Here is a 12,833-nt window from a genome sequence, read left to right as displayed (position 1 = left end):
CTGGCTCAGGCAATAGTGGAGCGATTGCATCACAAAAAGGAAGATTTTTGAGATTCAGAAGATGGGTCATGTATTTATCATTCGGGTTCATGTCCAGAGAATGGAAAACTCCATTATGCCGGACAGCATGAGCGATGCCTACGCCAGTTACTATGCTGCATCGGCCAATTACGAGGAGGCTGTCAAAAGGGTACTGAAAAAGCTGATATCCGATGGCCTCTATCCCGTCGAGATATTGACGCCTATCGCGATGCTTGAGGCAAGTGACTGGGATATTCATGTCAAGGAACAATGGGGAATCTATGCGGGCGAAATGCCGGACCAGAAAGAATTCATGAAACGAATGAATGATGGCGATGTCGTTTATGGCCCTTTCGGGGGATACTGATTTTTTCCAAGGTTCAGTCCAGGGAGACCATGATCCGAGACAACAACAAGGATAAAGCCTATTTTGATGAGCATATCGCTCTGAATGATGCTGCCATAGCAAAACGTCTGGATGTTGAAACGTTTCCGAATGTCAAGGGGCGTGTTGGCCGGGCATATACGCTTGTACATGATGCGTTCATCGGCTGCATATACCGGTTTAGCCGGAGCGACAGTCTGGAAGACATTCGCCAGCATGTGTTTTTATGGATGCAGACCAAGGAAATCCAGCAACGCGTCATAGCCAACACGCCTGCCGAATTCAAAAAAATATGCGAGCAATACACACGAGTAACGCTGGATACCGTTTATGACGCATTGACCATGATGGCCTTCAGCGCAGCCTTGCGCTTTACTCCAGAAGAAACGCATCGGTTATTGAGTGCGATAGGTCACGCGGGCAAAGATGCACTGATAGACGAGGCGGCCCGCGCGCTGGGCGATGTGAACCGCCCTGTAGCCAGCGAATGCGCGTTTCCGAGGGTCTATGCGCCGCTGCTGGAAGTCTGGCGCTCGGCGGCTGATCAGCGTGAAGCGCGGTTGCGGGAATACGCCGCCAGCTGGAAAAAGAAAATCTCGCCCATTTACTGGTCCAACAGTCTGAAAGGGGCCGAGGGCGCTTATTTTGGCTACTGGTGCTTTGACATTGCCCTGGCGGTCATGCTGCTGGATATTCCAGATGCGGCCTTGAGAAAAAGCGCGTATTACCCGGCTGATTTGGTGGATGCGGCGCGGCAGGCCGCGCCTTGATTGCATCAGGCGCGAGAGAGCAAGAAACGCCACCGTATTGGAAATAACCTGGAAATAACGCCGCATTCATCCGGCTTTTTGCGGCAGTCAGGTTTCAGGCAGCTTCAATGTCCTTCGCCTGCGTTGGCATCGGGTTTGACGCGGTGCAGCAGCGCGAGCATGGCGGCGCGGATGCGTTCCAGCGCTTGCGGGGTTTGGCCTTCAAAGCGCAGCACGAGCATGGGGGTGGTGTTGCTGGCGCGGATGAGGCCGAAGCCGTCGGGCCAGTCCACGCGCAGGCCGTCAATGGTGCTGATGCGCGCGGGGGCGGCGAAGGCGGCGGGGGCCAGTTGTTGCAGCTCGGCGGCCAGGCGGTGCGGCTCGCCTTCGGCGCAGCGCACGTTCAGCTCGGGCGTGCTGTGGCTGCTGGGCAGGGCGTTGAGCACGGCACTGGGGTTGACGTGGCGGCTGAGGATTTCAAGCAGGCGGCAGGCGGCGTAGGTGCCGTCGTCAAAGCCGTACCAGCGCTCTTTGAAGAAGATGTGGCCGCTCATTTCGCCGCCCAGCGGGGCGTTCAGCTCTTTCATGCGGGCCTTGATGAGCGAGTGGCCGGTTTGGTGCATCACCGGCACGCCGCCCGCCGCTTCGATGGCCGGGGCCAGGCGCTGGCTGCATTTCACGTCGAACACGATGTGCCCGCCGGGCGCGCGGGTGAGCACGTCTTGCGCAAAGAGCATGAGCTGCCGGTCGGGGAAGATGGTTTGCCCGTCCTGGGTGACGATGCCCAGGCGGTCGCCGTCGCCGTCAAAGGCCAGGCCCAGCTCGGCATCGGTTTCTTGCAGGGCGCGGAGGATGTCGCGCAGGTTTTCGGGCTTGCTGGGGTCGGGGTGGTGGTTGGGAAAGCGGCCATCCACTTCGGTGAACAGCTCGATGACTTCGCAGCCGATGGCGCGCAGGATGCCGGGGGCCGATGCGCCGGCAACGCCGTTGCCGCAGTCCACCACGATTTTCAAGGGGCGCGTCATGGCTTGCTTGATCTGGCACAGCCCGGCGCTTGCGCTTTGGCCTGATGTGGCAGCCGGGCGCGCCAGGTGAATGTCGCCCACGATGCACTCGCGGTAGGCGGGCAGCACGTCATGCTGGCGCACGCTGCCGCCTTTCTGAAGCTGCCAGCTTTCTTCTTCCATGATGCGGCGCAGCTGCTGGATTTCTTCGCCGTAAATGGCGCGGCCCGCCAGCACCATCTTGAAGCCGTTGTCATCGCGCGGGTTGTGGCTGCCCGTGACCTGAATGCCGCTTTGGCACAGCGTGCTGGCGGCAAAGTAGAGCATGGGCGTGGTGCACATGCCGATGTCGATGACTTCGACGCCCGCTTCCGCCAGCCCGCGCGTGAGCGCGGCGGCCAGCGCGGGGCCGGAAAGCCGCCCGTCGCGCCCCACGGCAACCATGCGCTGGCCTTGCGCGATGGCATGCGTGCCAAAGGCGCGGCCCAGCGCCAGCGCCACGCTTTCGTTCAGGGTGGCGGGCGTGGCGCCGCGTATGTCGTAAGCCTTGAAGATGGAGGGGGTGATTTGCATGGGCGGCGATTGTAGGAATGGGGGTAGAAGCGAGAGGAGCGGTGCAGGGCGGGCGCGCAGGCCATTCGCCAGCGGCGCGGCCGGGGCGCGGCAAGGCGTGAGCCTTGCTCTTCGCGTTGCCATGCCGCAAGGGGCTGGCGATGTTTGCTTTCGCTCCTTGTTCTATAGCGTTAGGTCCTAGTGAAACTTGCGCTGGATGGGTTTTTAGGTACCGATAATTCGCTCTTTTTTTTGATGATAAACGGGCCTGCGGCGGCCGGGGCGCAGGCCTTGCGAATGGCGCGGGCGCATGAAAAAAGCAGGCCGCGAAGCCTGCTTTTCAAAAGCCAGGTCATACAGCCTGGCTGCAAGGGCGGGAAAGCGGTTTGGGATGGTCCGCGTTGCCCGCGCTGGCGTGTTTTCCGGCCCGCTTTTGCGTCTTCTGCGCCTTTTGCGGCCAGCCGAAGGTTCAGAACTGCGCCTGCACGCGCAGCCAGAACTGGCGGCCCGGTTCGTTCACGCGCATGGTGCGCACGCCCAAGGAGGGGTCGATGTGGGAGCCTGGGCGGCTGATGGATTCGGCGTAGGTTTTGTCAAACACGTTGTCCACGCCTGCTTGCAGGGTGACGTTGCGGTTGATGCGCCAGCCGCCGTTGATGGAAAACACGCCAAAGCCGGGGGTGGGGCCGAGGTCTTGCCCAATGATGTTGCCCTGCCCGATGGCGTAGCGGTTTTGCTTGGCGGCCACGCGCCAGAGCGCGCCGGCGCTCCAGACGCCGTTGTCCCAGTTGAGCGATGTCTTCAGCTCCAGCGGCGGGGTCTGGCCCAGCGGGCGGTGGTCGCTGCGGTTGGTGCCACGGGTGTAGGCCAGGCTGGCGCCGGCTTCCAGCGTGGGCAGCAGGCGCCACTTCACTTCGGCTTCGCCGCCGTAGCGGCGCGCGTCGATGTTGCGGGCCGCTGCCGCGCCGGGGTTGGTGTCGACCAGGATGAAGTCTTTGACGCTGCTGGCAAAGAGCGAAACGGACGCCTGCACGCCGCCCTGGCGGTAGATCACGCCAGCGTCAATCTGGCGGTTTTTCTCAGGCTTGAGGGTGCTGCTGCGGTTGCGCTCCCAGAAGTCGGGCGAGCGCTCGGCCAGGCCCAGACCCGCGTACCAGGTGGCGTTGCCAAAAACCTGCTCCCAGCGGCCAAAGGCGGAGGTGAGCTTGTAGGTCTGGTTTTTCGTGGGGCTGGCGGCGGGCTGGCGTTCAAAGACGGCGCGCACGCGGTCGTGCCGCAGGCCGGCCACGAGTTTTTGCTCGGGCGTGCGCTTCCAGGCAGCCTCGGCAAACGCGCCCGCCTGGCGGAAGCTTTGCGTGGGCATGAAGGGTTTGACCAGGTAATCGGCATCCGTGCGCAAGCGGTGCCGGTCGCGGCTCCAGTCCAGCCCGGCCTGCACGTTCAGGTTGCCCCATTCCATGGTGGTTTTGAGGTGGGCGGTGCGCACGGTGCGCTTGGGGTTGCGCAGCCGCAGGCCCATCATGCGATTGACGGGGCGCATGCTGAAGTTGTCCATCACGTGGTCGATGGTGCCGCTGCCAAAGCGCAGCTCGGCTTCCTTGAACCAGGGAGTGATGTTCTGGTGCACGCCTTGCACGCTCCAGGCGTCGCGGTCGAACTTGGGGCCGTCCATCATGCGGTCGGCATAGGCGGCTTCGCCCCGGCTGCGCTCGTAGGTGACGCTCAGGCGCGTGTCGCGCGTGGGCATGAGGCCCGCTTGCAGCATCTGGCTGTTGCGCTTGAAGTGGGAATTGACTTCCTGCCCGCTGCCGTCTTTGTAGTTGTCGGATTTGTTGTGCGTGGCGTTGGCGCGCACGAAGAACATGCGGCCGGTGATGGTGGCATCGCCAAAGAGATCAAAACGGCCAAAGCTGCCCGCCGTGGCGGCGGCATTGACTTCGGCACGCGTGGTTTCGCTGGGCGTGGGCGGCTGGCGCACGAAGCGCACGCCGCCAGCCACCAGCCCCATGCCCTGGGTGACGCTTTGCGGGCCTTTGGTGATGACGACTTCGTCAAACGCCGCCGGGAAGATGTAGGCCGTGGGCGGATCCATGCGGTTGCCGCAGCCGCCGTAGATGAACATGTCATCAGCCAGCACGTTCAGGCGCGAGCCGCCCAGGCCGCGCAGCAGCGGATCGCCCGAGCTGCCGCCCTTGCGGATGACGTTCAGCCCCGGCGTGCCCTTGAGCAAGCTGGCGCCGTCGCTGGCGGGCAGCGGCTGCAAAGCGGCCTTGGGGTCGATGCGCACGGCATCCGGCTGGCGGGGCACTGTGCCGGTGACCACCACCGTGCCCAGCGCGGGCGCAGGCTCGTTGGCTTGTGCGCGCTTTTGCTTTTCAGCCTGCGAGGCATCGGCGGCCCAGGCCGCGCTGACGGCCAGCGCCAGCGGCAACACGGCCCACGGCGCAACAAGTGAATGACGAATGCGGTACTTCATCGCATATTTCCTTCATGTACATAAAACAAGACCCCTGTATCAAAAATTGTATGAAGCCGTTTACCCGGCAGGCATGCGCAGCCCTTGACTTTGGTCAAAGGCGGGAACTCTGGTCAGGCGGCAAGCGCGAGACGGCAAGCGCACAAGCGGGGCGGGGCGAAACTCCAGGCCGTCTGCCGCCCGGCGCAGCTCAAGCGCGGGGCGTGCCTGCCGGCGGCATGCGAGTCAAATCAAAAGAAGGAGCAAATTGAAGGGGCAGGAAAACGGCATTCGCGCACATTCCACCAGGACATCATGCTATGAATGCAGGAGCTAAAAATGCGCCTTCGCAGAGCAGCGGCCCGCCGGAGAGCAGCGCAAGCGCCCGGGCCGGTTTCTCTAGAATGCCCGCTTTCGCTTTTCAGGCCCTGGCCGAGATAGAGACATGAAACCCATCCAAGGCAGCATCGTGGCGCTGGTCACGCCCATGCATGAAGACGGCAGCGTTGATTTCGCTGCGCTGCGCAAGCTGATTGACTGGCACGTGGCCGAAGGCACGGACTGCATCAGCGTGGTCGGCACCACGGGCGAGTCGCCCACGGTCACCGTCGATGAGCAAAAGGAAATCATCCGCGTGACGGTCGAGCACGTGGCCGGCCGCGTGCCCGTCATGGCCGGCTGCGGGGCCAACTCCACCGCCGAGGCCATCACCCTGGCCCGCTACGCGCGCGAAGTGGGCGCCAACTGCCAGCTGCAAGTCGTGCCTTACTACAACAAGCCCACGCAAGAAGGCATCTACGCGCACTTTCGCGCCATCGCCGACGTGACGGGCGGCGATCTGCCCGTGCTGCTCTACAACGTGCCGGGCCGCACCGTGGCCGATTTGCAACACGAAACCGTGCTGCGGCTGGCACAGGTGCCGGGCATCATCGGCATCAAGGAAGCCACCGGCAACATCGACCGGGCGCAGTGGCTCATCCGCGAAGCGCCCGCAGGCTTTGGCGTCTATTCGGGCGATGACCCCACCGCCGTGGCGCTGATGCTCTGCGGCGGCCAGGGCAACGTGAGCGTCACGGCCAACGTGGCCCCGCGCCTGATGCACGAGCTGTGCATGGCCGCCATCGCGGGCGACACAAAGGGGGCCATGCAGCTGCAACGCCGCCTCATGCCCCTGCACCGCAACCTGTTTGTGGAAGCCAACCCCATTCCCGTCAAATGGGCCTTGTCGCGCCTGGGCCGCTGCGGCGGCGCCTTGCGCCTGCCCCTCACCCCTTTGACGCCCGCCAGCCAGGCCAAGGTAGAGCAGGCCCTCAAAGACAGCGGGCTGCTTTGAAAGCAGACTCCCGGGCAGAGGCCCTCAATTCACATCTAACGCCAGCTTCGCGCTGGCCCTTTTTTGCCTTGAAGGAATTCGCACAGTGAAGCATGCAAAACACATCCGCGCGGCCGCGCTGGCCGCTGCCGCAACCCTGGCCTTGAGCGCCTGCTCGGTGCTGGAGTCGGACAAGATTGACTACAAAAGCGCGGGCAAAGGCGTCTCGCTGGAAGTGCCGCCCGACCTGACGCAGCTGACAGACGCCTCCCGCTACGCCGCGCCCGACGGCGCCGTCACCGCCAGCGGCTACCAGGCCGGCCAGCGCGCCGCGCGCGCTGCCGGCACGCCCGCCGCCACCGAGCAAGTGGCCGACGTGCAATACCACCGCAACGGCAATGAACGCTGGATCAGCGTGGGCCGCCCCGCCAGCGAGCTGTGGCAGCCCGTGCGCCAGTTCTGGCAAGACAACGGCTTTTTGCTCACCATCGACCAGCCCGAACTCGGCATCATGGAAACCGACTGGGCCGAAAACCGCGCCAAACTGCCGCAAGACATCATCCGCTCCACCATCGGCAAGGTATTCGACAGCCTCTACTCCACCGGCGAGCGCGACCGCTTTCGCACCCGCATGGAGCGCAACGCCAGCGGCGGCACCGACATTTACGTGACCCACCGGGGCATGGAAGAGGTTTACAACAGCAGCCACAAAGACAGCACCGTCTGGCAGCCCCGCGCCAGCGACGTGGAGCTGGAAACCGAATTCCTGCGCCGCCTCATGCTCCGCCTGGGCGCCACGCAAGAGCAGGCGCAGGCCGCCAAAGCCGCCGCCCAGGCGCAAGAAGCGCAGGCCGCCAGCAGCGGCCCGGCCCTGGCCGCGCTCACCCAGGCGGGCGGCCAGCCCGTCATCCAGGTGGGCGAGAACTTCGACCGCGCCTGGCGCGCCATCGGCCTGGCGCTCGACCGCGCGGGCTTCACCGTGGAAGACCGCGACCGCAGCAAAGGCGCCTACTACGTGCGCTACGCCGAGCCTGACGCGCCCCGCCCCAAACAAGGCTGGCTGGACCGCATCCTCAACCGCTCCGCCGCCGCCATTCCCACCACCCAATACCAGCTCATCATTCAGGAGCAGGGCGGCAGCAGCTTCGTGCGCGCCTTAAGCGAAAGCGGCGCGCCGCTGGACGCAGCCACGGCGGAAAAACTGCTGAAACTGATCGCTGCCGAAACCCGCTAAGCCCCGGCGCGCGCAACCCAAAGCGCGCCGCCGGAAACCCAAAACCGCAGCCGGACACAAGCGCCGCCTGCGGTTTTGGTTTTTTCAGTGCTTGTTCAACACCTGGCTGTGAGGAGCCAATGCGCGCCAGGGCGGCCTGCGGCGTTGCCACTCCTCACCAGATCGCAATTGGGCTGCAAAAGCTCGTCTGCGGTTTGCGCCTTGCAGGCATCCTGATTCGCCCCCCATGGCCAGGACTGCGAACGGGTATCGAGAGCTTCAAAAGCAATTACTTTTAGCTCCCGAATCCGTAGCAATAGGTCCTAGTGGATATTGCGCGGAGTGGCATTTTTGCCTGCTTGAATTTGCTCCTGTTTCTGGCACCCTGCAAGCAGAGAGCTGCGCTGCGCTTTGGCCCCTGGGCCAGACCGTGAGCAGGCACCCGGGGCAGGTTTGTGCTTGAAGCCGGGAAAACGGGCCATGGATTGAACCAAACGGCGGCCCAGCTCCTCCGGGCGCGTTTGGCACGCGAACGAAATGCTTGCATGCAGCGGCCTGCCATTTGCGGCGGCGGCAGCAAACCGGCTTATGGCGCTTTTCACACTGCGACACCTACGTGACAATGCGTGTCCATTCGTGGCCATAGGAGAAATGCCATGTCCATCCCCCTGCTTGCGCAACGCTTGATCGCTCTGGCCGCTGCGGCCAGCCTGGCCGCCTGCGGCGGCGGCGATGATGAAACCCCTGGCGCGCCCACGCCGCCCGCGCCAACGTCCATTCCCACGCCTGCACCCACACCGGCGCCGCCTGCGCCAACCCCTACGGTGACGCCCAGACCCGCTCCTACCCCGACGGCAACACCCACTCCAACGGCAACGCCCACTCCAACGGCAACGCCCACCCCAACGGCAACGCCCACCCCAACGGCAACGCCCACTCCGACGGCAACGCCCACCCCGACGGCAACGCCCACTCCGACGGCAACGCCCACCCCAACGGCAACGCCCACCCCGACGCCCACTTCCACTCCCGCGCCTGCCGCAGCCAATCCTTTTGACGCCCTCTACGCCAGCAACTTCCAGCTCAAAGCCTTGTCAGCGGATGCCATTGCGCCGCTGGCGCGGCCCGCGCGGGCGCAGACCCTGGCGCAGGCCACGCTTGACCCGGCCTACGGCACGCGCATCTACCGCGCCACGGACGCCAGCGAAGGCAGCAGCGGCAGCACTTTCGTGCGTCACGCCTACAGCCGCAAGCAGGCGTTCAATGCCGACAGCACGCGCTATCTGGTGCGAGACAGCAAGAGCTACTGGCACCTGTACGACGCCAAAACCCTGCAAAAAATCAGGCAGCTGCCCAGGCTGCTGGGCGAAGCCGATCCCATCTGGCACCCCACTGATCCCGGCAAGCTCTACATGACCAGCAACAACGGCGGCAGCGCCTGGTGGCTGTATGACGTGAACACGGACGCCACCGAAACCGTGTTTGACTTCACCCAGCCCGCCACCGGCTCGCCCTGGCCGCAGGCCACCCAGTACTGGACGCACAACGAAGGCACGGCCAGCGCCGATGGCCGCTACCTGGCGCTGATGGTTTCGTCCTATGACAGCGCCACCCGGCAGACCACCATGCACGGGCTGATGACCGTGGACCTGGTGGCCCGCAAAATCATCGGCACGCTGCCAGCCTCCCGGTTTCCCAAACCCGGCGCAGCGCCCGATCACGTCAGCATCTCGCCCAGCGGCAAATACGTCGTGCCCTCCTGGCCTGCCGAAAACAGCGGCGACACCGGCGCAGGCACCTACGCCTATGCGCGCGACTTTTCCGGCGCGCCCAAGCGTTTGCACACCACCTCCGAACACTCCGATCTGGCCTACGGCCCCGCCCGGCAGGATTACTACGTGTTCGCCGATTACCAGGCCGGCCGCATCCGCGCCGTGGACATGGACACGCTGCAATCCATCGACATCGAAGCGCTCTACCCGCAGCCGGGCGAAAGCTACGCGCTGCACATCAGCGGGCAGGCCTTCGACAAACCGGGCTGGGTCGTCATCTCCACCTATCAGGACTACAGCGGCTATGACCAAACCAGGCCCGCCGCCGAGCTGCGCGCGCCCATGCGCAAAGTCTGGCTGGCCGAGCTGAAAGCGGGCGGCCGCAAGCTGAATGTGACGCACACCCGCCTGGCGCGCTACCCCGTGCCCTACTTCTTCGAGCCGCAAGCCAGCGCCTCGCGTGATCTGAGCCGCATCATCTTCACCAGCGACTTCGGCGCTGGCGGCAACGCCGACGACTACATCGCCGGCCTGCCCAGCTGGCTGGGCCGCTGACGGAAGGCACCCGGGCCCTGACTCCAATGGCCCGGGCCGCCTGCCGCAGCCGGGATGGCCTGAAAGAGCTTTACAAAGCTTCATCAGGCTTTGACTGGCGCGGCTGATGGTGACAAGCAGAATCAAAAATTTTCCGGTTTCCAACTGGCCTTCAACTGTTTCCGCTTTTGCCATGACTTCACCCTCTCTGCCCGAAGCCACCTCCGCCTCTGCACGGCCTGCCCGCTGGCGGGGGGCGCTGGGGGTGCTGGCGCTGCTGGCCGCGCTGGCGGCGCTGGGCTGGTGGCTGGTGGAGCGCGCGCAGGCTGGCCCGCAGGCATCCACGCAGGGGTTTGGCCCGGGCGGGCCGGGCGGCGGCGGGCGCAGCCGGGTCACGGTGGGCACGGCGCTGGCGCGGCAGGGCAAGCTGGCGGTGCAGGTGCAGGCGCTGGGCACGGCCACGCCGCTGGCCAGTGTGACGCTGGCGCCGCAGGTGTCTGGCGTGCTGACCGAGGTGCTGTTTGAAGAAGGGCAGATGGTGAAAAAGGGCGATTTGCTCGCCCGCATTGACCCGCGCCCTTTCGAGCAGGCGCTGGCGCAGGCCAAGGCGCAGCGCGCGCAGCAGCAGGCGCAATTGCAGGCCGCGCAAGTGACGCTCAAGCGCTACGAAACACTGTGGAAGCAAGACTCCATCGCCCGCCAGGAGCTGGATACGCAGGCCGCGCAAGTTCAGCAGCTGCAAGCGGCCGCGCAGGCCGCCGCCGCCGCCGTGGAGACGGCGCAGATCAACCTGGGCCACACGCGCATCACTGCGCCCATCACGGGGCGCATGGGCTTGCGGGCGGTGGACGCGGGCAACCTTGTTTCCAGCGCCACGGCCCTGGCCACGCTCACGCAGATGCATCCGATGGACGTGCTTTTTTCCGTGCCGCAAGACCACGTGCCCGCCGTGCTGGCCGCGCAGCAGGCCGGGCAGGCGCTGCCCGTGACGGCGCTGGACCGCGCCCGCGCGCACGTCCTGGCCGAAGGGCGCTTTGCCACGCTGGACAACCAGATTGACGCCGCCACGGGTTCTGCGCGCGCCAAGGCCCGTTTCAGCAACGAGGGCGCAAGCCTTTTTCCGAACCAGTTTGTGAACGTGCGCCTGCAACTGGGCGAGCGCGAAGGCGTGCTGATTCCCGTGACCGCCGTGCGCACCGGCCCCGAAGGGCACTATGTGTATGTGGTGGATGAGGCGGGCGTGGCGCACACGCGCGCCGTCACGCCCGGCATGGCCTCGGCCGAGGCCGTGCTGATTGAAAAGGGCCTGCAAGCGGGCGAGCGCGTCGTGACCGAAGGCGGCGACCGCGTGCGCGACGGCCAGCCCGTGCAGCTTCAGGGCCAGGCGCAGCCGCAAGCCGCCCCTGGGGCAGGCGGCGAAGGGCGCAGTCAGCGGCGCGGGCGCGGCGCGCAGGGCCAGCCGCCAGCGGTTTGACAGGAAAGGAGGCTTGAAAATGATCAGAAAAATATCGTGGTGGTTTTTGTTTTGTTTTATGGGATACCGCTTCTGGTGAGCGTCCCGTGGAGTTTTATTTCAATCAGCCGCATATTGATGACAGATTCAAATATATGGCAAGAGGCTATGGCTTTTCCATATCCGCTTCCAGAGTTTCTGGCGAAAATGATGCCTGGCAGATTCGGCACGATGCTCGTGGCGCTTTTTCTTCTGAATCTGCTGTTGGCTGTTTTTCCGGCGCATCGCGTGTGGCTCATACTTTCGGGCCGGGAAAAAGGTGTGCCGGCGGCCTATAACGGGCTGGCGCAATGGCTGGGCATGGCGGGGGCGTTTCTCATTGCGGCTTTTGTTCTGGGAATCATTGTGACCATCGTTTTACGGGCAGGCTCTGGCGTGCCAGCCGCCATGCTGCTGATTCCCACGCCCTATTTGGTGCCCACGAGTTTTGGGCTGACGGAAATCAAGAGTTTCATGCAGCACCGGGCGGGAAAACGCCGCAAGGCGCGCGCCATGCGCCCAGAAAGATAATGGCCGGAAATGATTTTCAGGATGCGCCGCCGAACGCACGCAAAAACAAGGCGATCAGCCCGCCGCAGGCAGACGGGGTTGCTTCAAAAGAAAGAGCAAATCCAGGCTATCTGAAAAGCTGTCCACCGCACATTCTTCTAGGACATCTTGCTATGAATCGAGGAGCGAAAAAATGGCTTGCCGGGCTTCAGTGGGAGCGGGCGGCATGATCAGAAAAATATCGTGGTGGCTCATTTTCATTTTCGCGGGCCTGCCGCTGCCCCTGATTTTGCTGCTGACTTTGGCGCGTTCCATGTTTCATCCGGCGTGGCCGTTTTTGTCGGATGCGGAATCCGCGCTGATGCCGTTCCTGATCTTTCCCGCCATCGTCCATATCGGTTTGTTCGGTTTCATTCATCGAATGCTTCTGGAGCCGCTGGGGCTGGCTTCTTTTTCTTTTTTTGAATGGCTGTGTGGGTGGATGCTTTTTTTGCTTTCAGCGCTGCTGGTGTGCGCCGTGCTGCACCGGCTGTGGCAAATGGCGGCGCGGCGTGAAATGACGCCTGCCGTTTACCGGGGCGGTTTGCAATGGGCAGGCATGGCGGGCATTTTGATTTTCGCCATGCTTTTTGTTTTTGAATGGTTGCCGTATTTGGAGCTGGAAAATCTGGAAGATGTTTTCCCGCTGGGCTGGTTTTTCGTGCTTGCGGGCGTGCTGCTGCCCTGGAGTTTCATATTGAGCGAATGGGCCAGTTTCAGGCAGCACCGGGCTGAAATGCGGGCTGGCAAGAAAAACGCCCCTGAAAATCATGCCCAAAAGGGCGGCTGATGGCG

At 63.9% G+C, this 12,833-nt stretch carries 11 protein-coding genes; 9 read left to right on the top strand and 2 right to left on the bottom strand.

The window, feature by feature from the left end:
• Window positions 1–127 precede the first annotated feature (127 nt).
• Window positions 128–388, top strand: coding sequence for a hypothetical protein (locus tag QB898_RS10510; protein ID WP_279524920.1), 261 nt, complete (start codon window positions 128–130; stop codon window positions 386–388).
• A 29-nt stretch (window positions 389–417) separates the two neighbouring features.
• Window positions 418–1,176 carry a PoNe immunity protein domain-containing protein gene (locus QB898_RS10505; protein WP_279524919.1) on the top strand — a complete coding sequence of 253 codons (759 nt, stop codon included), beginning with the start codon at window positions 418–420 and terminating at the stop codon, window positions 1,174–1,176.
• Window positions 1,177–1,280: 104 nt separating this feature from the next.
• Here QB898_RS10505 and QB898_RS10500 read toward each other — a convergent pair whose 3' ends face one another.
• Both QB898_RS10500 and QB898_RS10495 read right to left on the bottom strand, forming a co-directional pair.
• Window positions 1,281–2,732: a phosphomannomutase/phosphoglucomutase gene (locus tag QB898_RS10500; protein WP_279524918.1), complete on the bottom strand. Its 1,452-nt coding sequence runs from the start codon at window positions 2,730–2,732 to the stop codon at window positions 1,281–1,283.
• Window positions 2,733–3,180: 448 nt separating this feature from the next.
• On the bottom strand, window positions 3,181–5,187 hold the full coding sequence (locus QB898_RS10495; protein WP_279524917.1) for a TonB-dependent copper receptor: 2,007 nt from the start codon (window positions 5,185–5,187) through the stop codon (window positions 3,181–3,183).
• A gap of 424 nt (window positions 5,188–5,611) precedes the next feature.
• Between QB898_RS10495 and dapA the strand changes: the two genes are divergently transcribed.
• The 7 genes from dapA (at window position 5,612) to QB898_RS10460 (ending at window position 12,828) form a co-directional block, all read left to right on the top strand.
• Window positions 5,612–6,499 carry a 4-hydroxy-tetrahydrodipicolinate synthase gene (gene dapA, locus QB898_RS10490; RefSeq protein WP_279524916.1) on the top strand — a complete coding sequence of 296 codons (888 nt, stop codon included), beginning with the start codon at window positions 5,612–5,614 and terminating at the stop codon, window positions 6,497–6,499.
• Window positions 6,500–6,584: 85 nt separating this feature from the next.
• The gene (gene bamC, locus QB898_RS10485; protein WP_279524915.1) at window positions 6,585–7,712 is read left to right on the top strand and encodes an NlpB/DapX family lipoprotein; all 1,128 of its coding nucleotides are present in this window, start codon (window positions 6,585–6,587) and stop codon (window positions 7,710–7,712) included.
• A gap of 635 nt (window positions 7,713–8,347) precedes the next feature.
• Window positions 8,348–10,018: a YncE family protein gene (locus QB898_RS10480; protein WP_279524914.1), complete on the top strand. Its 1,671-nt coding sequence runs from the start codon at window positions 8,348–8,350 to the stop codon at window positions 10,016–10,018.
• Window positions 10,019–10,190: 172 nt separating this feature from the next.
• Window positions 10,191–11,471 (top strand): efflux RND transporter periplasmic adaptor subunit, encoded by a 1,281-nt coding sequence (locus tag QB898_RS10475; RefSeq protein WP_279524913.1) that lies wholly within the window; start codon window positions 10,191–10,193, stop codon window positions 11,469–11,471.
• A gap of 36 nt (window positions 11,472–11,507) precedes the next feature.
• Entirely contained in the window at window positions 11,508–12,020 is a 513-nt protein-coding gene (locus QB898_RS10470) for a hypothetical protein (RefSeq protein WP_279524912.1), read from the top strand.
• Window positions 12,020–12,229 (top strand): hypothetical protein, encoded by a 210-nt coding sequence (locus QB898_RS10465; protein WP_279524911.1) that lies wholly within the window; start codon window positions 12,020–12,022, stop codon window positions 12,227–12,229. Before QB898_RS10470 ends, QB898_RS10465 begins: the two co-directional genes overlap by 1 nt.
• 59 nt (window positions 12,230–12,288) lie before the next feature.
• Complete coding sequence (locus tag QB898_RS10460; RefSeq protein WP_279524910.1) at window positions 12,289–12,828, top strand: hypothetical protein; 540 nt, start codon at window positions 12,289–12,291, stop codon at window positions 12,826–12,828.
• Window positions 12,829–12,833 lie beyond the last annotated feature (5 nt).

The sequence above is a fragment of the Ottowia cancrivicina genome, from assembly GCF_029813755.1.
Taxonomy (GTDB): Bacteria; Pseudomonadota; Gammaproteobacteria; order Burkholderiales; family Burkholderiaceae_C; genus Ottowia; species Ottowia massiliensis.
This window is presented reverse-complemented; position numbering and strand designations above follow the sequence as displayed.

What these genes read in the sequence shown, in the direction of transcription:
- QB898_RS10510 (WP_279524920.1), top strand. Translation starts at nt 128, where the DNA reads ATGAGCGATGCCTACGCCAGTTACTATGCTGCATCGGCCAATTACGAG.
- QB898_RS10505 (WP_279524919.1), top strand. Translation starts at nt 418, where the DNA reads ATGATCCGAGACAACAACAAGGATAAAGCCTATTTTGATGAGCATATC.
- QB898_RS10500 (WP_279524918.1), bottom strand. Translation starts at nt 2,732, where the DNA reads ATGCAAATCACCCCCTCCATCTTCAAGGCTTACGACATACGCGGCGCC.
- QB898_RS10495 (WP_279524917.1), bottom strand. Translation starts at nt 5,187, where the DNA reads ATGAAGTACCGCATTCGTCATTCACTTGTTGCGCCGTGGGCCGTGTTG.
- dapA (WP_279524916.1), top strand. Translation starts at nt 5,612, where the DNA reads ATGAAACCCATCCAAGGCAGCATCGTGGCGCTGGTCACGCCCATGCAT.
- QB898_RS10480 (WP_279524914.1), top strand. Translation starts at nt 8,348, where the DNA reads ATGTCCATCCCCCTGCTTGCGCAACGCTTGATCGCTCTGGCCGCTGCG.
- QB898_RS10475 (WP_279524913.1), top strand. Translation starts at nt 10,191, where the DNA reads ATGACTTCACCCTCTCTGCCCGAAGCCACCTCCGCCTCTGCACGGCCT.
- QB898_RS10465 (WP_279524911.1), top strand. Translation starts at nt 12,020, where the DNA reads ATGGCCGGAAATGATTTTCAGGATGCGCCGCCGAACGCACGCAAAAAC.